20 protein-coding genes and 1 pseudogene are annotated in these 23,108 nt (G+C 64.9%); 5 read left to right on the plus strand and 16 right to left on the minus strand.

Annotated elements, in window-relative coordinates:
- The 8 genes and pseudogenes from ACH196_RS02690 to ACH196_RS02725 all read right to left on the minus strand — a co-directional run bounded on the left by ACH196_RS02690 (position 1) and on the right by ACH196_RS02725 (position 8,913).
- Positions 1 to 642 carry a response regulator transcription factor gene (locus ACH196_RS02690; RefSeq protein ID WP_396644706.1) on the minus strand — a complete coding sequence of 214 codons (642 nt, stop codon included), beginning with the start codon at positions 640 to 642 and terminating at the stop codon, positions 1 to 3.
- Entirely contained in the window at positions 639 to 4,634 is a 3,996-nt protein-coding gene (locus tag ACH196_RS02695; RefSeq protein ID WP_396644707.1) for a PAS domain-containing protein, read from the minus strand. The genes ACH196_RS02690 and ACH196_RS02695 overlap by 4 nt, the downstream gene beginning before the upstream one ends.
- A 356-nt stretch (positions 4,635 to 4,990) precedes the next feature.
- Positions 4,991 to 5,760, minus strand: a pseudogene (locus tag ACH196_RS02700) (ferredoxin--NADP reductase).
- Between the two features lie 4 nt (positions 5,761 to 5,764).
- Entirely contained in the window at positions 5,765 to 6,115 is a 351-nt protein-coding gene (fdxA, locus tag ACH196_RS02705) for a ferredoxin FdxA (protein WP_396644708.1), read from the minus strand.
- Positions 6,116 to 6,219: 104 nt separating this feature from the next.
- Positions 6,220 to 6,999: a thiamine pyrophosphate-dependent enzyme gene (locus ACH196_RS02710; RefSeq protein ID WP_396644710.1), complete on the minus strand. Its 780-nt coding sequence runs from the start codon at positions 6,997 to 6,999 to the stop codon at positions 6,220 to 6,222.
- Positions 6,996 to 8,072: a hypothetical protein gene (locus ACH196_RS02715; RefSeq protein WP_396644712.1), complete on the minus strand. Its 1,077-nt coding sequence runs from the start codon at positions 8,070 to 8,072 to the stop codon at positions 6,996 to 6,998. The genes ACH196_RS02710 and ACH196_RS02715 overlap by 4 nt, the downstream gene beginning before the upstream one ends.
- Positions 8,069 to 8,326, minus strand: coding sequence for a 4Fe-4S dicluster domain-containing protein (locus tag ACH196_RS02720; RefSeq protein ID WP_396644714.1), 258 nt, complete (start codon positions 8,324 to 8,326; stop codon positions 8,069 to 8,071). The genes ACH196_RS02715 and ACH196_RS02720 overlap by 4 nt, the downstream gene beginning before the upstream one ends.
- Entirely contained in the window at positions 8,323 to 8,913 is a 591-nt protein-coding gene (locus ACH196_RS02725; protein WP_396644716.1) for a 2-oxoacid:acceptor oxidoreductase family protein, read from the minus strand. Before ACH196_RS02725 ends, ACH196_RS02720 begins: the two co-directional genes overlap by 4 nt.
- A gap of 141 nt (positions 8,914 to 9,054) precedes the next feature.
- On the opposite strand from ACH196_RS02725, the gene ACH196_RS02730 reads away from it, so the two are divergent.
- The 3 genes from ACH196_RS02730 to ACH196_RS02740 all read left to right on the plus strand — a co-directional run bounded on the left by ACH196_RS02730 (position 9,055) and on the right by ACH196_RS02740 (position 12,170).
- Positions 9,055 to 9,717: a TetR family transcriptional regulator gene (locus ACH196_RS02730; protein ID WP_396644718.1), complete on the plus strand. Its 663-nt coding sequence runs from the start codon at positions 9,055 to 9,057 to the stop codon at positions 9,715 to 9,717.
- Positions 9,718 to 9,788: 71 nt separating this feature from the next.
- Positions 9,789 to 11,291 carry a class I adenylate-forming enzyme family protein gene (locus tag ACH196_RS02735; RefSeq protein WP_396644720.1) on the plus strand — a complete coding sequence of 501 codons (1,503 nt, stop codon included), beginning with the start codon at positions 9,789 to 9,791 and terminating at the stop codon, positions 11,289 to 11,291.
- Positions 11,292 to 11,348: 57 nt separating this feature from the next.
- Entirely contained in the window at positions 11,349 to 12,170 is an 822-nt protein-coding gene (locus ACH196_RS02740) for an SDR family NAD(P)-dependent oxidoreductase (protein WP_396644722.1), read from the plus strand.
- Positions 12,171 to 12,575: 405 nt separating this feature from the next.
- Here ACH196_RS02740 and ACH196_RS02745 read toward each other — a convergent pair whose 3' ends face one another.
- The 8 genes from ACH196_RS02745 to ACH196_RS02780 form a co-directional block, all read right to left on the minus strand.
- A complete protein-coding gene (locus ACH196_RS02745) occupies positions 12,576 to 13,424 on the minus strand; it encodes an ATP-binding cassette domain-containing protein (protein ID WP_396644723.1) in 849 nt (282 codons plus the stop codon).
- The gene (locus tag ACH196_RS02750) at positions 13,421 to 14,410 is read right to left on the minus strand and encodes an ABC transporter ATP-binding protein (RefSeq protein WP_396644725.1); all 990 of its coding nucleotides are present in this window, start codon (positions 14,408 to 14,410) and stop codon (positions 13,421 to 13,423) included. The genes ACH196_RS02745 and ACH196_RS02750 overlap by 4 nt, the downstream gene beginning before the upstream one ends.
- 2 nt (positions 14,411 to 14,412) lie before the next feature.
- Positions 14,413 to 15,225: an ABC transporter permease gene (locus ACH196_RS02755; RefSeq protein ID WP_396644727.1), complete on the minus strand. Its 813-nt coding sequence runs from the start codon at positions 15,223 to 15,225 to the stop codon at positions 14,413 to 14,415.
- Positions 15,222 to 16,172 carry an ABC transporter permease gene (locus ACH196_RS02760; protein WP_396644729.1) on the minus strand — a complete coding sequence of 317 codons (951 nt, stop codon included), beginning with the start codon at positions 16,170 to 16,172 and terminating at the stop codon, positions 15,222 to 15,224. Before ACH196_RS02760 ends, ACH196_RS02755 begins: the two co-directional genes overlap by 4 nt.
- A 12-nt stretch (positions 16,173 to 16,184) precedes the next feature.
- A complete protein-coding gene (locus ACH196_RS02765) occupies positions 16,185 to 17,723 on the minus strand; it encodes an ABC transporter substrate-binding protein (RefSeq protein WP_396644731.1) in 1,539 nt (512 codons plus the stop codon).
- A 105-nt stretch (positions 17,724 to 17,828) separates the two neighbouring features.
- Positions 17,829 to 18,803 (minus strand): MaoC/PaaZ C-terminal domain-containing protein, encoded by a 975-nt coding sequence (locus ACH196_RS02770; protein ID WP_396644733.1) that lies wholly within the window; start codon positions 18,801 to 18,803, stop codon positions 17,829 to 17,831.
- Entirely contained in the window at positions 18,800 to 20,458 is a 1,659-nt protein-coding gene (locus ACH196_RS02775; protein ID WP_396644735.1) for a class I adenylate-forming enzyme family protein, read from the minus strand. Before ACH196_RS02775 ends, ACH196_RS02770 begins: the two co-directional genes overlap by 4 nt.
- 164 nt (positions 20,459 to 20,622) lie before the next feature.
- On the minus strand, positions 20,623 to 20,802 hold the full coding sequence (locus tag ACH196_RS02780; protein ID WP_396644737.1) for a hypothetical protein: 180 nt from the start codon (positions 20,800 to 20,802) through the stop codon (positions 20,623 to 20,625).
- A 439-nt stretch (positions 20,803 to 21,241) separates the two neighbouring features.
- Here ACH196_RS02780 and ACH196_RS02785 point away from each other — a divergent pair, with 439 nt between their 5' ends.
- Positions 21,242 to 22,069 (plus strand): phosphogluconate dehydrogenase C-terminal domain-containing protein, encoded by an 828-nt coding sequence (locus ACH196_RS02785; protein ID WP_396644739.1) that lies wholly within the window; start codon positions 21,242 to 21,244, stop codon positions 22,067 to 22,069.
- Positions 22,070 to 22,131: 62 nt separating this feature from the next.
- On the plus strand, positions 22,132 to 23,073 hold the full coding sequence (locus ACH196_RS02790) for a D-ribose ABC transporter substrate-binding protein (RefSeq protein ID WP_396644741.1): 942 nt from the start codon (positions 22,132 to 22,134) through the stop codon (positions 23,071 to 23,073).
- Positions 23,074 to 23,108 lie beyond the last annotated feature (35 nt).

The raw sequence follows: 23,108 nt of genomic DNA on the forward strand, positions 1-23,108 counted from the left end.
TCAGTTCCCTCCCGCCCGGCGCGAGTGGGTGATCGGTATTTCCAATCTCTCCGCGATACGCACGAGATCGGCGAGCGACGCCGCCGCCATTTTCTGCATCACATTCCTTCTGTGGATTTGCAGCGTGACCTCACTGATCCCCAGTTCAGCAGCAGCCTGCTTGTTGAGAAGGCCGCTAACCACCAGCGGCAGCACCTCGCGCTCGCGCGGCGTCAGTTCATCGAAGCGTTGCCTCAGCACATCGAGTTCAGCGCGCTCCGATCGGTTTTCCCGGTCCTGGGCGATCGCCATATCAATCGCGGCCATCAGGTCCGCATCGCTGAAAGGCTTGGTCAGAAAATCCACGGCGCCGTGCTTGATCGCACGCACCGAGGACGGGATGTCGCCATGGCCCGTTATGAAAACGATCGGCGGATGGTGGCCTTCCGCGATCTGCCTCTGCAGTTCGAGGCCGTTGATATCCGGCAGTTCGACATCGAGGATAAGGCAGGCCGGGACGTCCGGCTTGTCCGCGCCGACATAGTCGCAGGCCGATCCGAAGGCCATGGCGCGCATGCCGTGCGACTCCAGAAGGTCGCCAAGCGCCTCCCGGATGCGTTCGTCGTCATCCACGATGAAGACAATGGGCTCGTTGAACGTCATGGCGCCGTCTTCATCTCAACCGGCAACGTGAAGATGAACGTCGCTCCGTGCGGTTCGTTCTTCTCCGCCCATAACCTTCCGCCGTGAGCCTCGACGATCGAGCGGCAGATCGCGAGACCCATGCCCATGCCGTTCTGCTTCGTCGTGAAGAATGGCTCGAACATCCTGTCCGGAGACTGGACACCGGGGCCGCGGTCGCTGATCGCTGTCTCGACGACATTCCCGATCCGGCGCGCGTGGACGCGAAGAACTCGGTCGCCCGCACTGGAGTCCATCGCCTCCACACCGTTGCGGATGAGATTGACCAGGACCTGCTGGATTTGAACGCGATCGAGCGCCACTGGCGGCAGATCGCCTTCCACCTCGATATCCATGCGGACGCGTCGCCTTGCTGCCTCCTCTTGCATGAGGTCGCGCGCCTCGGTGACGACGCTGTCGAGCCTCGTCCTGTCTCTCATCTCCACGGACCGCCTGAACAGGGCACGGATGCGCCCGACGACATCCGCGGCCGAGTTGGCGTCCCGGATGATGCGCTCAACTGTTTTCTGCGCCCGCTCGATGTTTGCCGGCTCGGCATTGAGCCAGCGCTGGCAGGCATGCGAGTTGGCGACGATCGCCGCCAGCGGCTGGTTCACCTCGTGCGCAATGGAAGCCGAAAGCTCCGCAAGGCTCGCCGCCTGGCTGGCGCGTGCGAGCCTTTCCTGCGCCAAGCGCAGTTCCTCTTGAATCCGAACCTCGCCGTCTATGTCCAGGCAGATGACGTTCCACTGCACGATGGCGCCTTCGCCGTTGCGCATCGGCGCGGCGCGCGTCTCGACCCAGCGATACTCGCCGTCGAAACGTCGCAGACGATGTTTTCGTGCATACGGCTCGCCGGTGGACAGCGACCGGGCATATTGCTCCTTGACGCCCGCTACCTCGTCGGGATGAACACCCGCGTCGAGCGTTCCGGCAAGCCGGGACTTTCCGCTTCCGTCCAATTCTTCAAGGTCATAGCCAAGGAATTCGCGGAGCTGCTGGCTGCGATAGACCGGCTCGCCATCCGGCGCGGCGCAGTCAATCATCGCCGGCAGCGTTTCGACAAGCTGCCAAAGGAAGCGCTCCCGCTCCCGCAGCGCCTCCTGCGCGCGCATCTCCTCTTCAATGTCGATCGAAGCGACATACCATTGCACGATCGTGCCCTGCGCGTCGTGCAGCGGCTGCGCGCGCGCCTCTATCCAGCGGTAGCCGCCACTCTTGAGGCGCCGGCGAAGCCGGTTCACGAAGGGCTGCCCGGTCGCGAAGCCATGCCGCGCCCTTTGGATTACGGCAGGAAAGTCCTCGGGGTGCGCTACCTCTTGGACAAGAGCATCGAAATCCTCGATGCCCGCCGTGGGTGAACCGGCCTGCTCCAGATAGCGTTTGCTGGCGTAGGTCAGCTTGCCCGAGGGCGAGAAGCTCAGGATGCTGAAGGGCACCGCTTCGATCATCTGCTCCAGTTGCCGCCTGTTCGCCTCCAGCGCTTCCTGTGAAGTGACCATGTCGTTGATGTCGACATTGGCGCCGTACCAGCGGACGATGCGACCGGCGTCGTCGCGAAGCGGCGCTGCGCGGCCTTCCGTCCAGCGATATCGTCCGTCCCATCGCAGGTTGCGGAACTTCATCTCGAACGGTTCGCCCGTCTTGAACGAATGTGACAGGGCTCCGAATAGAGAAGCCCTGTCATCCGGGTGGACGATGGTCTGGATCGCGCTGGGCAGCCCTCCTTCGGCGTCGAAATCGCCGAGCTTCATGCCGATATAGTCCATCATGGTCTTGTTGATGTATGCCGGGTCTCCTCCGGGCGAGACGCACCAGATCTGCACCGGCACGGTATCGATGAGTTGCTGAAGCTGCCGCTCCCGGTCGCGCAGCGCTTCCTGAGCGCGCATCTCGTCGTCGACATCGATGGAGATTGCGTACCATTGCACGATCGCTCCGCTTTGGTCCCGCACCGGCTCCCCGCGGCCATCGACCCAGCGGTACGCGCCGTCCGCGCGACGCATACGATATTTCATCGAGTAAGGTTCGCCGGTGGCGAAGGAGTGGCGTACCGTCTCCAGGAGGCGGGCGGCATCTTCTGGATGCACGAGGGTCGTTATGGCTGCCGCCAGACGGCTCATGTCCGGCTTGTCCAATTGCGCCGGATCGTTCAGACCGAAGAAATCGAGCAGACGCTTGTTGAAGAAGGTCGGATTGCCTTCTGGCGTCAGGCGTCGGATCTGGACAGGGACCATGTCCACGAGCTGTGAAAGCTCGCGCTCCCGCTCGCGCAATGCCTCCTGCGCGCGGACCTCTTCGTCGATATCCAGAGAGACGCCGTACCATTGCGTTATCACGCCATCCTGGTCTCGCCGGGGCTCGACCCTGCACTCCGCCCACCGGTAGACACCATCCTTTTCAAGCCAGCGGAATCGCATTGCGGAGGCCTCACCAGCCTCGAAACAATTCCGCAACGTGCGCCGCACTTCGGGAGTATCTTCCGGATGAACCAGATCCTGCAGCAAATTCTCGATACGCGGCTCCTCGATCGTTTCGAAGTTCGCCATCACGGAACGGAAATGGTCCTGGTATCTCTTGTTGAAGTAGACCGGGCCGCCCGTCGACGTCGCGCTCCAGATGCGGACCGGCACAGCGTCGATCATTTCCTGAAGCTGCCGCTCGCTGCGGCGCAACGCCTCTTCCGCGTGCATCTGATCGTCGACGTCGTGACAAAGCCCGTACCACTGGACGATGCGCCCGTCCTCATCCCGCATCGGTTCCGCCCGGCTCGACATCCACCTATAGACGCCGTCGTGGCGGCGCAGGCGATAGCGCATTGCGAAAATATCGCCGCCGGCAAGACGGCGGCGGAGCAGGTCCTCGAAGGCCACTGCATCGTCCGGATGGATGCTGGCCTCTATCATTGCCGTCAGGCGGCTCATGCCCGGCCTGTCCGTATCCTCCACATCCAGGCCGAGGAAATCCACCATGCGCTTGTTGAAGAAAACCGGCTCGCCGTCGGGCGTCAGGCGCCAGACGTGGCTGGGAACCATGTCCACGAGTCGGGAGAACTCCCGCTCCCTGTCGCGCGATGTGACCAGCGCCAGTTGAAGCTGCCGGGATGTGGCGGCCACGATGAGCGCCGAAAATGCAGAGATCGCCAGAAAAAGCTGCAGCATGACCTGCCTTTGCCTCTGGGACTCGGGATCGCCGACGAACTGGCTATCACCGGTTATGGTCAGCGCCATCGTCACGAGGGCGAGGAGCGTCAGGGCGACGGCGGCGCCTCTGAACTCGAAACGCGCCGCCACCCACAGAAGGGGCGGCAGGACGATGTAGGGAGAGAGCAGATGGTGGTCACTCAGGGAGAACCCGGCGACCCCCAGAAAGATCAGGCCCAGTATGCCGGCTTCCGTCCACTGCCCGGCCGAGAGTTGGGTCTTGCCGCGCCAATACTGGATCGCGACCAGCGCCGGTGGAGCCACGAGCAGGATCCCGGTCGCGTCGCCAATCCAGAACAGAGGCCACACCGCCGTGAAGGTCTGCGATTCTACGCCGAACCAAGCAAGCGTCGCACTTCCCACCGTCGCGCTTACGAGCGGCGCGACGCCCGCGCCGAGCACGACGAATGCGAGGACCTCGCGCAAGGTTTCCAGCCGAACCGGCCGCCCACATGTCCGGTTCACCAGAGTTGCCCCGACGGTCGCGCAGAGCGCATTGCCGACATAGATCAGGAAGCCGGCCGCCAACGGACTGTGGAACCACACGAGCTGCGCGAACATCTCGGCAAGACAGCCCGTCAACACCCACCACGGCCAACTGTACGGAGAGGTGAGAATGAGCGTCGCGATAAAGACTCCGGCCGGGGGCCAGATTGAAACGGTTATTCCGGGCACGATCGCGAGCGCCTGAGCAAATCCGCAACCGGCGACATAGGCGGCGAAGAAAAGCCCCAGGTGCAGGAATTGTGGACGGTGCGACCAGACGCGCATAGTGGGGTTCTCCTGCCGGAAAAAGAATGGCTGAAGGCTGTCTGCGCTTCGTGTAGCACTTCTCCTCATTGTCTGGGCTGGCGAACTCATTCCCCACCCTAGTCCCGCCATGCCTGAGCCGCACCTTATGGAAATCCATGAGGTGCGGCGGGACAGGCATATCGACCTGGCCTTCGGGATGGTCAGGCCTGGATCAGCCGAACCGGGACATGGCTCCTCGCGCGATGGCCGGGTTCGGTTCGTCCCGGCGTGATTTGCGGGCGACGAACCTCAATCTCTCAAAGAGACACTTTTTGCGAATATCGCCACCCAGCCGCCGGCCAACCCCGTGACAGTTACTGCGGCATAAGGGTCCGCTACCCCACAAACGCCTTTTCATAGACGAATTCGCCCGCGCCTGCGTGGCTGCCCTCGGTAAAACCGCGTTCGCCGAGGATGGCGCGCATGTCGTCGAGCATAGCCATGCTACCGCACAGCATCAGGCGATCGGCTGCGGCGTCCAGGGGGCTAAGGGCAAGGTCCTTGGTCAGCCGCCGCTGGCCAGCAGTTCGGTAAGCCGCGGCTGGCCCGGAGCCGGCTCGCGCGTCACCGAGGCATGGTAGAGCAACTGCTCGCGCACCTGTTCGCCGACCAGTTCGTTGCGGCCAAGCTCTCGGGAAATGAAGTCGGCATAGGCGAGTTCGCTTCTGAAGCGGCAGCCGTGCACAACGATCACCTTTTCATAACGCTCGTAGACGTCCGGCTCCTGAATGAGGCTGAGGAATGGCGCGAGCCCGGTGCCGGCGGCCACGAGGTAGAGGTTCCTGCCGGGCGTCAGATTGTCGAGCAGCAGCGTGCCCGTGGGTTTCTGGCCCAGCAAGACCGAGTCGCCCGGACGTATCTCCTTCAGCACTGAAGTGAGCGGACCGGCCTCGACCTTGATGCTGAAGAATTCCAGATGCTCGGCGTAGCTCGCGCTGGCGATGCTGTAGGCGCGCAGCAGGGGCCGGCCGGCGATCTCCAGCCCGAGCATGACGAACTGACCGCTTTCGAAGCGGAAGCCGCTGTCGCGGGTGGTCCGGAAGCTGAACAGCCGGTCGTTCCAATGCCGTGTTCCGATCACCGTTTCGGGTCGCAGATTGGCCACGTGCTCACCTCCCTTGCGCTTCCCGGCCGCCAGGCGCCCTGCTGAAATGCAGCGCGCGCTTGCCGGCCACGTCTTTCCAGGTGTCGGCATCGGGTGGCGGTTCTCTCTTTTCCCGGATGGACGGCCAGATCGCGGCCATCTCCGCGTTGAGCGCCAGCCATGGTGCGGCCTCGGCGACGGTATCCGCCAGGATGGCGTTGGCCGGGCATTCCGGCTCGCACACCCCGCAGTCGATGCACTCGTCCGGCTTGATGACAAGCATGTTGGCGCCTTCGTAGAAGCAATCGACCGGGCAGACGCTGACGCAATCCATGTACTTGCAGCGTATGCAGGCCTCGGTGACGACATAGGTCATTCAAGCACGCAGCCAGGCGGCGCGCGCCGAAGGCGCACGGTCCCAGGTCCCTGAAAAGTTGTGTTTCCGACGCCAGCCCGCGGACCGGCTTGCTTGGGCGGCCCCTATTGGGTGGCCAAAACGTCCTTGAGTTCTCCCAGTTCGAGCTGCCTGCCCAGCGTGTCCATCATGTAACCCGGGCCGTCGCTGGTCTTGGCTGCCCATCCGGTCGGGCACATGGTCAGGATCTCGACCAGCGAAAAGCCGGTCCGCTGAAGCTGATGCTCGAAGGCTTGGCGCACGAAACGCTTCGCCAGCGTGACGCCGGCGGCGTTGTGAACGGAGGCGCGGGCGACGTAGGACACGCCGTCGAGGCTTGCCAGCAATTTGGTGATGGCGATCGGGTAGCCGTGTTCCTCGGCTTTGCGGCCACCCATGTCCGTCTTGGTGCGCTGGCCGAGAACGGACGCGGCCGTCATCTGGCCGCCGGTATCGCCGAAGACGCCGTTGTTGAGCAGGAAGCAGCAGATCTTCTCGCCGCGCGCCGCGGTGTGCAGCACCTCGGCCAGGCCTTCGCTCACCATGTCCCCGTCCCCCTGCATGGTGAAGACCACCCTGTCTGGCAGCATGCGCTTGACGCCGGTGGCGGTTGCCGGCGCGCGGCCGTGCAAGGCAAGGTTCATGTCGACATCCATGGTGCCGATCATCAGTGCCGAGCAGCCATGGCCGAAAATGCCGATCGAGCGGCCCTCCAGGCCGAGCGCCTGCAGCGTCTCCAGGATGACGCGCAGCGCCACGGGATGGCCGCAGCCGGGGCATAGCGGGTGATCCTCGCTCAGCAGCAGCTTGGGACCGAAGGGCGCCCGCTTGACAGCATTGTCCGGAACCGGCGTGGCGACATTCATGCCTTTTCTCCCATCATCAGCGCTTCGATCCTGTTGCGGACGACCGGGGCATCGAGCAGTTCGCCGATGCTGAGGCCCGACCTGTCGGTGGAGATTCCGCCGATCGCCTTCACCAGTCTTCGGTTCGGGACGCTCAGCTTGACGTCGTCGATCATCTGGCCGGCGTTGAGTTCGAACACGCCGACGGCCCTGGCGCTTGCGGCTGCCTGCTCCAGCGCGTCGACCGGGAACGGCCACAGCGTGATCGGGCGGAAAAGGCCGACCTTGTGGCCCTCCGCCCGCATCTCCCCGACCACGTATTCGACGAATTTGGCGGCCGTGCCGAAAGCGACGATCAGCGTTTCGGCATCCTCCTCATGGAGCACCTCCCACCGCGGCTCGACCGCGGCGACATGATCGAATTTTTCCGCAAGATTGCTCCAGTGGCGCTGCGGTCCGGGACCCGGATTGTTCACCTTGCCCTCGGCCCAGGTCCAGTGCGTCTTGGAGCGTCCGCTGCCCGTGCCGGTTCCGTCGACAGCCCAGTCCTTCGGCGGCAGGGGTTCGAATTCGACCGACGCGAGGTCGACGCTGACCTGGGTGCGCGCCAGCATGCCGTCCGTCAGGAGGATGCAGGGCATCCTGTACTTGTCCGCGAGATGGAACAGCCGTTGGGTGAGTTCGTAGGCTTCGGTGACATCCTTGGGCGCCATGCACAGCGTGCGATAGTCTCCCCAGCCGCCGCCGCGCGTCGACTGGAAATAGTCCTGCTGCATCCGCCCCACGGTGAATACGACCAATGGCGTCTCGTGCAGCGCGCATTCGGCGATGGTTTCCTGCATCAGCGCCACACCCTGCCCGGTCGAACCGGTCGCCGCGCGGGCTCCGGTGATCGCCGCGCCCAGCGCCATGTTGACGCCTTCGATCTCCGTATCCGCGCTGATGCAGACGCCGCCGGCCTTCGGCAGCCTGGCGATCATCTGCTCCAGCAGGTCGGATGACGGCGCCATTGGATAGCCGGCAAAGAACTTCAGCCCAGATGCGATCGCCGCGCGGGCAATCGCTTCGCTGCCGTCGCAAAAGACCCTGCTCATCGTTGCGCCGGCTCCCTGTTCATGGCGGGCGGGTTCAGCCGATAGACCTCGAAAACGAAATCCGGGCAGACCAGGTTGCAGGCGGTGCAACCCGTGCAGCCGTCGGCGAGGATCGGAAAGTAGTAGCCGAGCGCGTTCTTTTCCGACGACATGGAGAGGACACGCGGCGGACGGGCTGGAATGCAGAGTTCACAGCCCTTGCAGCGGTCTGCGGCAATGACCACCGTGCCGCCGGATTGGACGGCTTTCGTCATGCCGCCTGCCTCCCGGCGGCGGGCTCCAGCACGACCCGGTGGCTCAAGGGCTCGATCGCACGGGCTCCGGCGTGGATAGCCTGCTCGTTTGCCGCCAGATGCTGGGACCGATGCGGTGGAACGAGGCTGCGCATGGCAACCAGCAACTGCTCGGTTGTGACGAGCCCGGTGGCGGTGGCAAAGGCCGACATCAGGATCATGCCGCCGACCAGCGGGTTGCCGATTTCGCGCGCCAACCGCGTCGCCGCGACCTCGACGAATATCTGGTCCGGCTCCGTCGTCAGTTGGGCCGAAATCTCGCTGTCGGCGAGGATCAGCGCATTCGCACGCAACCGCTCGCGCGGCGCTTCCCAGAAATTGCCGTGCAGGACGACGGCCGCGGAAGCCTGCGCGGTGACCGGCAAGGCGCGTAGCGGCTCAAGCCCCAGGACAACCGTGGCCAGCGACTTGCCGCCCCGCATCTCGCCGCCATAGACGCCGCTCAGCATCACATGCCGCCCGTTTGCCATCGCGGCGACGGCGAACATCTTCGAGATGAGCTGGATGCCCTGCCCGCCGATGCCCGAGACGAAGGTCTCGTATTCCATGCGTGCCTCCCTTGGCCGTATCCGACGTAGCCAAGCTATTTTTCTATGTCAACTAGAAATCTTGGAAAACGATCGGGCTACCGACGGCGGGCGCCGGCTGCCGACAATTGACGCTCGTACACGGGCCGGTGATTATGGCGCATGGATAATCCGGACCCGCAGCCCATCGCCGAGCACGTCAGCAGAAGAGCTTCCGGGCGCAAGGCCACACGGAAGTCCGAGGCGACGCGGCAGCAGATTCTCGACGCCGCCGCCGCGCTGTTCGCGGAGCGGGGCTACAGCCTGACGCGGCTCAGTGATATCGCCGAACGCGCCGGCATGCATCTGACCGGACTCTACTACTACTACGACAACAAGGAGGAACTGGTCTCCGACATCATCTGCCACGTGCCGGCGCGTGTCGCCACCGGGCTGAAGGACGCGCTCGACGCGCTGCCGGCCTCAGCCAGCAAGCGTCAGCGGCTGGAAACCGCCTTCACCGTCTATCTCAGCCACATCCTCAAGGACGACGACTATGTGCGGGCCGACCACCGCATCGCCGCGCAGATCTCGCCCGAAGTGCGCGAGCGCGCCATCAACATCAGCCGCGACATCAACGCCATCTGGCGAACACTGCTGGACGAGGCGGCGACAGCCGGCGAGATCCGAACCGATATCGACATGACCATGCTGAGGATGCTCATGCTCGGCAGCATGAACTGGGCCGTCGAATGGTTCCGCGCCGACATCTCGCCGCCGGAGCGGCTGGCCGACGCCATGAAAATCCTGTTCTTCCAGGGCGCCGGCCCACGGAATATTTCATGATGGAATAGAAAAACATTGACGATACCGACCGCGGCTTTACGATCGGCGCTGCCGCGGGGAGGAGGATCGTCGTGAGATTCGAACATACGGTCGGTCGGATTCTGGAACTCGCCGCGGCTGCCGTACCGTCGCGCCTGTCGGTGACGCTGGGCGATGAAACCCGCACATTTGCGCAATCCGACCGCGCCGCGACGCGCATGGCCAACGCGCTTCTCGGCCTCGGCCTGCGCCGAGGCGACCGGCTGATGTACTGGGGTCCGATGTCGCTGCGCGAAGTCGACGTGTTCTTCGCCACGCAGAAGATCGGCGTGGTCTTCGTGCCCTTCAAGGACAGCCTTTCGCAGGCGGAGGCCGAAGCGCAGATCCGCTATGTCCGGCCCGCCCTCGTTGTCGGCGACGGCATCATGCACCGGCAGCTCGCCGACCTGCAAAGCTCGCTGGGCGTGCGTGTCGCCGTTGTGAACGGCCGCGGCCCGGCGATCGACCTCGAAGAAGCCTTCGCGCGCGCTTCCGAGCAGCCCGTCGAGACCGTCGTCGATGACGAGGACATCCATGCGATTTTCCTGACCAGCGGCAGCACCGGCGAGCCCAAGGGCGTGATGGTATCGCATCGCGCCAGTTGGCACCGGTCGCTGGCGGGTGCGACCCGCACGCCGTCCTGCGGCGGAGGCGGCGAGGTCAACATGTTCCCGCTTTTCCACTGGGCCGGCTGGAACTTTCTGCTCGTCGCCTGGATGCATCTGAGGACGATCCACCTGACACCCAGGGCGGACGCCGGCTCGATCGCGCGGCTGATCGACAGATGGGCTCCGGAAAGCATGTACGCGATCCCGGCGATCTGGGAACGGCTGCTCGATCATGGCGCCGCCTTCGAGACCGGGTCGCTGCGCTGGGCCCGCACCGGCACCTACCGGTTCGAGCCGGCGCTCATCGAACGCATCAAGGAAAAATTCCCGCAGGCCGACTGCACCAGTTCGTGGGGGGCGACGGAACTCGGGACCGGAACCACCATCGGCGATGGCGACCTCAAGCTGAAACCGTACAGCGTCGGCCTGCCGACCCCGGGGACAGAACTGCGCATCGTCGACGGCGAACTGACCGGCCGCTCGAACCAGATGATGTCCGGCTATTTCGACCTGCCAGCGGTGACAGCGGAGACGCTTGTCGACGGCTGGTATCACACCGGCGACCTCGCCGAAGCCGATGCCGACGGTTTTATCAGCATTGTCGGGCGGCGGCGCGAGGTGATCCGCTCCGGCGCCGAGACAATCGCGCCCGCCGAAGTCGAAGCCGCCATGGCCGGCCTTCCCGGCATGGACGACGTCGCCATAATCGGCCTGCCGGATCCGACCTGGGGCGAGGTGGTCTGCGCCGCCATGGTTTTGCACGAGGGCGCAAAACTGCCCGTCGTCGAGACGATCCGATCGCACCTGTCCGGCCGCATCGCGCCGCACAAGCACCCGCGCAGGGTAATGCAGGTGGATGTGCTGCCACGCACGCCGGCCACCGGACAGATACAGCGTTCGCAGTTGCGCACGGCGCTGATCGGCCGCGCGCAAAGCGAGGTCGGATGAAGCCGACCTCGGCGATATCACATGCGGCCCCGCCGCTCACCTAGCATGGAGAATAAATTGAAGGTTGCTCTGATCACGGGGGCCGGAACCGGCATCGGCCGCGCCACCGCGCTCGCTTTCCTGCGGCGCGGCGATGCCGTCGTCGCGTTGGGACGCCGAACGAAACCTCTCGAGGAATTGGTCGGGGCCGCCGGCGAACATGCGGGCAACGTGGCGATTTTATCGGCGGACGCCACGGCGGACAGCACGCCGCAAGAAGCCGTGGCGCTGGCCATGTCCCGCTTCGGCCGGCTCGACTATCTGGTGAACAACGCCGGCATCGGACGGCCGAAGCCGGTCCACGAGACCGACGACGCCTCCCTCGATGAGAATCTCAACCTAATGCTGCGCGCGCCGTTCCGCTTCATCCGCGAGGCCGTGGGCGTCCTGGGGCCGCAATCCTGCATCGTCAACATCTCATCGACCTACGCGCTGGTCGGAGGGCTGAGGGGCGGCGCCTATTCCGCCGCCAAGGCCGGCCTGCTCGGCCTGACCACCCATGTCGCCTGCCAGTACGGCAGCGTCGGCATTCGTTGCAACGCGGTGGCGCCGGGCGTTGTCGAGACCGAGATGACGAACGACCGGATGAACAGCGAGACCTACCGCCGCATGAACGAGGACATGACCCCGGCGCTCGGCTGGGGGACGGCGGAAGACGTCGCCAACACGATCGCCTTCCTGTGCTCCGAACAGGGCCGCTGGATCAACGGCCAGTGCATCGCCGTCGACGGCGGATGGACATCGACGAAATTCCTCTCCGAGAAGGCGCTGGTCGCGAACCGCACCATCGTCGAGCCGCACTTCACCCACGCGGGCCGGCCCGCGCCTTCGGCAGCCTGAGCCCCGGCATAGGCCCCGGCAAGTGGCGCTCCGGGTGTCGCTCGCGCCCCGGGATAGTCGTCACAGAGGCTTGAAGATCGCCGCAAGCCTCTCCTTCGCCATGGCATCGGAGATAACCATGGCGGGGGTCCCCGACCGCCTCCAAGCTCGGCGGTCACGCCTTCCAGGTCGTCCGTCTCGATCTCGTAGATCGCCAGATATCGGAAGGGCTGCGGCAAGGGTCGTTGCGCTTCCGCGAGTTCATACCGCTCGGCGCTGAGGATGCCGGGGATTGCCACCACATCGGCCAGATGTACGTTCGAGTACCAGTCGTTGAACTCCGCATCGCGGCCTTCGACGGCATTCGTCAGCACCACGAACTTGTAAACCTGCCGGGTCATTCCACATTTCTCCGCCTTGGGTCTTTCATTCACCGACGGCATGTCGGGCTCTTCCTTCCGCAAACGCGCCGCTCACCGGTGTCAGGGCATGGGCCAACCTGGGGATCGCGCGTATCAGCTCGATCGTGTAATCGTCGACCGGCGCGCCAAAAATCTGCTCGGTCGGCCCCGTCTCGACGATGCGGCCTTTTGACATGACGGCAACCCTGTCGGAAATGGCGCGGACGATCGACAGATCATGCGAGATGAACAGGTAGGACACTCCGAACTCTTCCTGCAATTCGGCCATCAGGTTGAGGACCTGCGCGCGAACCGATACGTCGAGCGCGGCCACCGGCTCGTCGCAGACGATGATCTTGGGATTGAGCGTCAGCGCCCGGGCAATCGCGACGCGCTGGAGCTGGCCACCGGACAGACCGGCCGGCAAGCGGTCGGCATAGGTTTCGTCGAGCCCCACACGGCGCAACAGCGCCCCTGCCCGCTCCTTGCGCTCCGCCTTCGGCAGCCCGAGATGCAGCAGCATCGGCTCGGCCACCGATTCCCCGATGGTCATGCGCGGATCGAGCGAGGAAAACGGGTCCTGGAAGATCATCTGCATGTGCCGCCGGCTGGCCCGCAACTGGCTGCGCGACAGCGCGCGCAGATCCACCCCGTCAAGCAGGATCCTGCCCTGGTGGGGCTCGATCAGCCGCAGGATCAGGCGGCCGACGGTCGACTTGCCTGCACCGGATTCGCCCACGATCGCCAACGTCTCGCCGCGCCCGAGCATCAGGCTGACGCCCGACACCGCGTCCACCCGATCGGTGGCACGGCCGAAGACATCGCGCCGGCGCACATAGGATTTGGTCAGGCCCTCGACTTCAAGCATCGTCATGACGCGGACGCCGTGCCGGCACGCAGGCAGCGGGACGAACGGCCATTACCGATCTCGCGTAGCGCCATCGCCTGTGTATTGCATAGGTCGGAAACGCGGCTGTCGCAGCGCGGATGGAACCGGCATCCCGGGATTACGGCGGCAGGAGACGGAATGCCACCCTGGATGAGCTTGAGCCTCTGCTGGCGGCCGCCGCCCGGTATCGATGCGATCAGCCCGCGCGTGTAGGGGTGTTGCGGGGTGGAGAAGACCTGGCTCGTCGGCCCGCTCTCGACGGTTTCCCCGGCATACATGACGACGACGCGGCGGGTGACTTCCGACACCACCGTCAGGTCGTGGCTGATGAAGAGCATGGCCATGCCGCTCTCGCGGATCAATTCGTTGAGCAGTTCGAGCACCTTGGCCTGCACGGTGACGTCGAGCGCGGTGGTGGGTTCATCGGCGATCAGAAGCTGCGGCTCGCAACTGATCGCCATCGCGATCATGACGCGCTGGCACATCCCACCGCTGAACTGGTGGGGGTAGTCGCTGGCCCGCTCTCCGGCCCGCGCGATGCCCACCCGGTCGAGCAGCGACACGGCCTTCTTCCACGCTTCAGCGCGCGAGACGTTGCGGTGCCGGCGGACGGTCTCGGCAATGTGGTCGCCCACGGTGAAGGCCGGGTTCAGGCTGCGTCCGGGCTGCTGGAAGATCATGCCGATACGGTCGCCCCGCAACTGGTGCAGGAGACCCGGGCGCGCCTTGACCACATCGTTACCGTCGAAGTGAATCGAACCGCGCGTGACCCTCCCTCCGAGTTCGCCGATCAGCCCGAGCACGGCCATCGAGGTGACCGACTTGCCGGATCCGGACTCGCCGACCAGCCCGACCGTATCGCCCTTGGCGAGCGTCAGTTGCGCATCGCTCACCACCGCCGTCCAGCGCTTGCCGAACGGAAACTCGATCGTGAGGTCGCGCACCTCCAGCAGGGGCGGATGGTTCGGCATCGTCACGCTCCCGCGACCTGCCGCGTGCCCAGGGCAATGCGGGCTTCGTCGCCGAGAATGGTAAAGGCAAGCACTGTCGTCGCAATCGCGATCCCCGGCGCCCAGATGAGAAAGGCCGCTTCGTAGAGGTTGGCATAGGCGGAAGCGAGCATGCCGCCCCAGCTCGCCGTCGGCGGCTGGACGCCGAGGCCTAGGAAGCTCAGGCTGGCCTCCGCCGTGATCGCCGCGCCCAGCACCACCGCGATCTGGACGACCAGGGGCGACATCGCGTTGGGCAGGACGTGACGCCAGGCGACGCGCCACGACGTGCAGCCGATCGCAAACGACGCCTCGATGAAGGTTTCCTGCCGCACCTCGTAGGTCGAGGCGCGCGCGACCCGGAAGAAGCGCGGCGTGAACACGATGCCGACGGCGAACATCGCACTCCCAAGCCCCTGCCCGAGCACGGCGACGATGGTCAGCGCGAGAACAAGGCTCGGCACGCTCATCAGCCCGTCGCTGATCCGGCTGAGCACTCCGTCGACCACGCCCGGGAAGAACCCGGAGAGAACGCCGGCCGGCACGCCGATCAGCAGTCCGACGGCGACCACCTCGATCGCGGCCAGCAGGGAGACGCGCGCGCCGAAGATGAGGCGGCTAAGCTGGTCGCGGCCGTATTCGTCCGTGCCCAGCCAGTGGAGCGCCGACGGACGCTCCAGCCGGACCAGCAGATCCTGCAGATTGGGATCGTAGGGCGCGATCCGGGGTGCGAGCAGCGCCATGATGAGGAAGACGGCGATGACCGCCAGCGCGCCGTAGTAGAGAGCCTTCCTCACGCGCCGCGCCCCTTGGGATTGAAATAGAGATAGGACGCGTCGACCAGGAAATTGACGGCGATGACCGTGAGCGTCGTCACCATCGTCAGCCCGAGCAGCACCGGCATGTCGGAGGCCAGCGCGGCGGTGATGGCCAGCGTGCCGAGCCCGTTCAACGCGAACACGCTTTCGATGATGACCGACCCGCCCAGAAGCTGGGCGATGCGGAATCCGAGCACGGTGACGACCGGGATCGCCGCGTTCTTGAGCGCGTGCTTCAGCGTGATGCTCGCAACTGACAGGCCGCGGGCGCGCGCGGCGACGATGTAGTCCTTTTCCAGCGTCTCGATCAGCGCCGCGCGTACCTGCAGTGCCATCTCCGAGGCCGGCAGCAGCGCAAGCGTGACGGCGGGCAGCGTGAGGCTGCGCAGCCATTCGCCGACGCCGGAGGAAAGCGGCACGTAGCCCAGCGCCGGGAACCAGTTGCGGTCGATGGCAAGCGGCACCACCAGGATGAGCGCGACCCAGAAGGCCGGCAGGGCGAGGCCGAGCGAAGCCAGCACCGTGACGACGCGGTCGGCGACGCCGTTGCGCCACACGGCGGCGACGATGCCGCCAGCGAGGCCAAGCACGATGCTGATGACAAGCGCCAACGCCGTCAGCGAGAAGGTGATGGGGACACGGCGCGACATCACCTCGACAACCGGTTCCGTCGTGGCCAGCGAACGCCCGAAATCGCCCGTCGCCGCCGCAACCAGCCAGCGGCCGTAACGCTCGACAAGGGGTGCGTCGAGATTGAGCGCGCGGCGAACCTCCTCGACCCGCTCCCTGGTTGGATTTTCCCCGGCGAGCCGCGCGGCGGGATCACCGGGAGCAAGCGCGACCAGCAGGAAGACCGTGAAGGAGACGACGAAAAGAAGCGGCACCGCGCTCAACAGACGCCTGAGAAGGAGAGCGGGCACCGCCATCTATCGAGGTTCCTACCTGGCAACCGCGATGCCGCGGAAATCAGGCAGCGAAGCAAAATACCAACGCGCATCCTCCACGCCGACCAGCGTCTTCTTGTGCGCCCAGACGGCCTTCGAAGCGCAGATCGGGAACAGCCAGACATCCTCAGCCGCGAGCTTAAAAAGCTCCCGGTAGGTACCCGCGCGCTGCTCGTTCGATTGCGAGGGGTCGGTGCCGAGCTTGGCCATCTCCAGGATCTTGTCCTTCACGCCGGCCGGCGCCAGCGCATAGCCGCCCGTCAGCAGGGAGTTGACTATGATGCTGGGGTCAACAGTGGCGGGGATGACATACTGGAAGCTATCGACCTGCCCCTCGCGAAACGCGTTGAAGGCATCCGCCTGCGGCATCGGTGTCAGCTTGGCGTCGATGCCGACCTTGGCCAGCATGCCCTGGACGATGTTCGCCTGCGGCTCCCAGGACGTGCCGGGACTGAAGACGATGTCGAACGAAGGCTGGCTGACGCCGCTCTCCTCCACCAGCGCAGCGGCCTTCTCCGGATCGAAATTCGAGAATCCCGCCAGATCCTTGTTGTAGGCCCAATGGGTGCTGATGACCGGCTGGTCCGTGACCAGGCAGTTGCCGGCGAACGCCGCCTTGGAGATGGCGTCACGGTCGATGGCGTGGGCGACCGCCTCGCGCAGCTTCAGATTGCCGATCGCCGGCCGGTCCGCCCTGATCAGCAGCGACTGGACGTTGGACGACTGGGCATCGTGCGCCACCAGCGTCCCGCTTTGCGCGAGCTTCTTGGCGGCCTCCATGTCGTTGCCGAGGATCTGGGCGAGGTCGAACTGCCCGGCCCTGACGCCGTTCAGGCGGGCCGCAGCCTGGGTGACGAAGCGGACTTCGAACTGCTTGAGCAGGCCGGCGGTCGGATCCCAGTATTTGACCGGCGCACGGACGTAGATGACGGTATCGCTCGGCCGGGCGACGGTCGGCATATAGGGGCCGGACCCGGCGTCCTTCGGGTCGAGCCGCAGGTCTCTTCCGTCGGCGATCGCCTTCGGGCTGATCATCGCGCCGGCGCTGCTGGCAAGAACGGCTGGAAGATCGCCGCCCTGACCCAGATTGAGGTTGAGCCGCACCTCGAAATCGCTCACCACGTCGATCGATGCGATGCTGGCGAGCACGTTCTTCACGGTGCTCCCCTCGACGGTCTTAGCGCGCTCCAGATTGGCCTTGACCGCCGCGGCATTGAAGGGCGTGCCGTCGTGGAAGACCACGTCATCACGCAACTGCAGCACCAGCGTCTTGCCGCCTTCGCCGAAAGCCCAGGACTTCGCCAGCATCGGCTGGATGACGAAGTTGGCGTCGACATTGGTCAGCCGGTCATACATCAGGAACGTGTAGATCTGGTCGGCGGTGCCGGTGACCACATGCGGATCGAGCGAGGTCATCGGCCCCGCCCAGGCCATGGTCACTGTTCCCTCCGGATCGATGTCGGCCGCCTGCGCCAGGCTAATCGAGCAGGCGGCGACCATCGAACACAGCAAAATCTTCAGTCTCGCAAGCATGTTCTCCTCCCTGCTTGTCCGGTATTCCGAAATCGGACGCGGATGCGCCCGCTTCATTCCCCTGTTCGTGTCTTGTCCTTTGACAGCAAGCGGCCCCCCGTCCGCTTAGCTGACGAGCGTTGTGGCGTATCCCTTGCCGACCAACTGGCCGTGCTGATTGCTCACCGACAGTGCGAGCGTTGCGATTGGCTGCGGCCCTTCCCCCGTTGCGGTGACTTCGAGCGCCGCGAACAGCGAGTCGCCCGGCCATACCTGCCGTCGGAACTGGAAGCCGAAGGTCTTGAGCCGCCCGTCGCCGACGAAATCGGTGAGCGCCCTGCCGAGCATGCCCATGGTCAGCATGCCGTGCGCGAAAATGGTCGGGTAGCCGGCGACCTGCGTGTTGAAGACCTCGTCCGTATGTTGCGGCGAGAAGTCCCCGGACACGCCGGCATACTGGATGATCTGCGTGCGCGTCAGATTTTCGACCAGCGTGGCCTCGGTCCTCAGGCCGACCTTGCAATTGTCCCGGTCGAGAAGCGCGACCGGAAGCGTCTTCGGCGCGGTGGCCTGTGGCTTGGCGGTTGCCGGCGCCCCGACAGTCTCCTCCACGATGCGCTCGGTTCTCAACGCTACGGTCGCGCAATCGAGGACAGGCGCCCCTTGCCCGTCCACGAAGGTCGAAACGACTTCGCTGAAGGTCAGCTTTCCCGATCGCGGGCCATATTTTTCCCAGCGGCGGCCCCGACGCGGGCGCACAGACAGCACCATTCCTGGCCGCAACGGGCGGTGATAGGTGAAGTGGGTTTCCGCATGCATGGCGGTGCCTCCGCCGTTGCTGGCGGCTGGCACGCCACTCGGGCTTGCGGACGAACCGAACCAGGGTTGCCCAAACCGCGGCCGGAAGGGCCAGTCCTCGTCGAAATGGTTCGCCGCTTCGCTGAATGTCGGGGGCGCAATCACGCCACCCAGCGGCGAGCGCCCGGCGTAGTCGAGATCGGCATAGATCGGGTTGCCGTCGCCCAGCGCACGCGCGAACAGTTTTATGTGGCCTTCCTCGATGGGAAAACGCGGCACGCGCGGCAGCACGAGGTCGCTCATGACCGCTCCCTCTCACTGCGACGGTCAAAAGTCCGGCCGTCGTCCGTCAGCGCGTTCGCTACCAGGATCCGCTTCTGCACCCGACCGCTGCTGTTCATCGGCAGGCCGTCGGTCAAGCTGATGTAGCGGGGCACCTTATAGCGGGCGAGGCGCTCGTCGCACCACGACCACAGGTCCTCCGCCGTCACGTCGCCGCTCGGCACGACGACAGCCATCACTTCCTGCAGGAAGAGCGGATCGGGCACGGGGATCACCGCCGCCTTGCCGACGCGCGGATGTGCCGCCAGCACGTCCTCGACCTGCTTGGAGGCGATGTTCTCGCCGCCGCGCCGGATCACGTCCTTGATGCGGTCGAGGAAATAGAGCACGCCGTCGGGACCATACATGCCGAGGTCACCGGTCTTGAACCAATCGCCGTCGAATGCGGCGGCGGTCGCCTCCTGGTCCCGGAAATAGCGTGAAAGGAGCATGCGCGAGGCGAATTGGATCTCACCTTGAGCGCCTTCGCCGCGAACCTCCCTACCATCCCTGACAAGCCGCACAAAACTCGATCCCAGCGCCCAGCCCGCCACGGGCGCCCCCTTGCCCCAGTCGCGCAGCATGTTCACCGTGTCCAGCGGCATGGAGCGCGGCACGCCCGTCGACACGCCCGTCTCGGTCATCCCCCAGACCTGGACCACGCGGAAACCGAAGCGCTGCTCTGAGCGCCGCACCACATCCGGGTCGCCGGCCGCGAGCACCCGCCGCAGCGTGTTGTCGTGTTCCTCGACACAGGGCTCCCTGCGGTCCAGCATGAGCAGGATCGTCTCGACCATGCACAGATAAGTGACGCGGAAACGCGCCATGTCGGCCCAGAAGGTCGCGGCGTCGAAGCGCGGCAGGATTACCGCATGGCCACCCGCCAGCCAGGTCGCAAGCACCGTGTTGCGGATGCCGGACTGATGGAAGAGCGGCGTGATGACGGCGGACGTGTCGCCAGCCCCCAGCCCGAACAGGTCGACCTCGCATTCCGCTCTGTAGAGAGCGGCATCATGCGTCAGCATCACGCCCTTCGGCGCCGACGTCGTGCCGGACGTCCAACTGATCTCCAAAACGGCGTCAGCGTCCGGAAGCGGTCCGTCATGGCGCCTGCCTTTCGTCCATTCGCCGACGCTCGGCAGTCCCGACCCGTCCCGGTCGAGCGCCGCGCGCAGCGGCCGGAACCCTACCTCCCGCAGCGCGCCATCGACGGCGGCATGATGGGCCGCATCGGCGATCACCAGATGCGGCTCCAGTTTTGCGAAGACGATGGCGAGCTCGCTTTCGCGGAACCGGGAATTGATGAGGCTGACGACCAGCCCGGCGCGGGCGCAGGCCAGATAGACCAGGCAGGTCAGCGGATGATTGTCCGCCACCACGGCAACCCGGACGTCCGTCTCCGGGCACATGGAAATCAATGCCGCCGCCAGTCTCTCGCCATGGTCGACCAGCACTTCGAATGTCCAGCTACGCCCCGCACCGCTCAGGGCCGTGGCGTCGGCGTTGCTCGCCGCATGGCGGGCAATAACTGAAAAGACGTCGCGCTTGTCTGCCGTGGCGCCAGCGCACCGAGGCGATGACGCGGCATCGGCAACGTATGCGGTCGGTTCAACTCGCAACGCGTCCAGTTGTCTCATTATGCGGTAGCCTTTGGCGCATGCGAGTCCGCGTGTGATCCAAAATTTTCGCTGGAAACTGTCACACCAATCGAAAAAACCGTCAACAGAGAAGGCTCCGTAGTCCATATTGTGAGACGAATAACGTGAGACGACATTGGCTTGTTAGGCATTCCAGCCGGCCTCTAGTGGGAGGGGATAAAGTCGGGGTCGAGCAGGAGCGGCCGAGACCTGTCCCTCCTGCCGATCGCCCGTACCGGGCGCTCCAGATCGTCCTCGTCTCCATCGGCGATCAGACCGAACATCGTGTCGGCGCCGATGTCGCGAAGCACCGTGGCGAGCGCGAGATGGACCTTGACCGGCATCGCCCCTCCCACAGGGTGACATGGACGCTGTTCTCGCGGATGAGATGGCTCGCCGAAGCGAATGGCTGCCTGCCGGCGCGTGTCGAATTCCCGATCACGGCCAGCAGGGCTGGCCGTCAGGGTCCTCGATCAATCCGGTAACACAGTGCCGGCAGCGACGCCGACACAACCTCCCAACCGTGTTTGATACGCCGGCACCAGAAACGGCCGGAACCAGCAACGCCTTGCAACTAGCGTTACCGAGTGTTTTTCTATGTCAACCATAAATCTTGAGATGGCTCCGCGATGAGGCCGACGAATCCCGGCTGACCTCCGAGGCGAGACGGCGGCATCAACGACACGCCGCGCTCACCGAATAAGCTCTTGCTTCATGCTGACATACTCATTATACCAGTGTCAGAATTTGCACGTTTTCCTGCACGATCTCTCGGAGCGGTTTATGACAACGGTTGCGCTGTTCGGCGCCGGCGGCAAAATGGGTTACCGCCTCGCCAGCAATTTTCGCGGCTCGCCCTACATGGTGCGCCATGTAGAAGTCAGCGAGGCCGGCCGCGAGCGGCTGAAGTCCGGTCTCGGCCTGGACACCGTATCCGTCGAGGAGGCGCTTCGCGGGGCGGATGTCGTCGTGCTCGCAGTGCCGGATACCCATATCGGCAAGGTCGCCGCGGGCATCCAGGACCAACTCGTGCCGGGCACCATAGTGATCGTGCTCGACGCCGCCGCGCCCGCCGCCGGCCACCTGCCGAAGCGTCCCGACCTTACCTACTTCATCACCCACCCGTGCCATCCGCCGCTGTTCAACGACGAGACGGAGATGGATGCCAAGAAGGACTATTTCGGCGGCGTGAAGGCCAAGCAGCACATCGTCAGCGCGCTGATGCAAGGGCCGGAAGCCGACTACACCAAGGGCGAGGCGATCGCCAAAACGATCTGGGCGCCGGTCATGCGCTCGCACCGCGTCACCGTCGAGCAGCTCGCCATGCTGGAGCCGGCGCTGGCCGAGACCATGTGCGCTTCGCTGCTCGAGGTCATGCGCGAGGGTGTCGACGAGGTGGTCAAGCGCGGCGTCGACCGGCAGGCGGCGCTCGATTTCCTGCTCGGCCACATCAACGTGCTCGCCTCCGTCATCTTCGGAGAGCGGGAAGGCGCTTTTTCCGACGCCTGCAACAAGGCCATCGAATTCGGCAAACCTGTCCTGATGCGCGACGACTGGAAGAAGATCTTCGAGCCCCAGGAGATCGCCGAAAGCATCCGGCGCATCACCTGATCGCCGGCAAGACTGCCCTCATACAATCAAACGGACCAATTTTTTCAACGGGAGGACTCCATATGAAACTCAATCGCAGACTGACGCTTGCCGCATTCGCCGGCATACTTGCAATGGGCGTCGCGGCTCCGGCCTACGCCGCCGACCTCATCGCCATCATCACGCCGTCGCACGACAACCCGTTCTTCAAGGCGGAAGCAGTCGGCGCGGAAGCCAAGGCCAAGGAGCTCGGCTACGAGACGCTGGTTCTCGTGCATGACGACGACGCCAACAAGCAGTCCGAACTGATCGATACGGCGATCGGCCGCGGCGCCAAGGCGATCATCCTCGACAATGCCGGCGCCGACGCCACCGTCGCCGCGGTGCAGAAGGCCAAGGACGCCGGCATCCCCTCCTTCCTGATCGATCGCGAGATCAACGCCACCGGCGTCGCAGCCGCGCAGATCGTCTCGAACAACTACCAGGGCGCCCAGCTCGGCGCGCAGGAGTTCGTCAAGCTGATGGGCGAGAAGGGCAACTATGTCGAGCTGGTCGGTAAGGAGTCCGACACCAACGCCGGCATCCGCTCCAAGGGTTATCATGACGTGATCGACGAATATCCGGACCTCAAGATGGTCGCCCAGCAGTCGGCCAACTGGAGCCAGACCGAAGCCTTCTCCAAGATGGAATCGATCCTCCAGGCCAACCCGGACATCAAGGGTGTCATCTCCGGCAACGACACCATGGCGATGGGCGCGTGGGCGGCACTGGAAGCGGCCGGCCGCAAGGACGTGATCGTCGTCGGCTTCGACGGCTCCAACGACGTCCGCGACTCGATCAAGGCGGGCGGCATCAAGGCGACCGTGCTGCAGCCGGCCTACGCGCAGGCGCAGATGGCGGTCGAGCAGGCCGATGCCTGGATCAAGACGGGCAAGGGTCCAGCCGAAGAGAAGCAGTTGATGGACTGCGTGCTGGTCAACGGCGACAATGCCGCCAAGCTCGAGACGTTCGCGCTGACCAATTGAGGCGCGTGCGACTCGCATCACGCCCGTATTGCGAC

Origin of the sequence: Mesorhizobium sp. IMUNJ 23232 (assembly GCF_044326205.1) — a bacterium.
Lineage (GTDB): Bacteria > Pseudomonadota > Alphaproteobacteria > Rhizobiales > Rhizobiaceae > Kumtagia.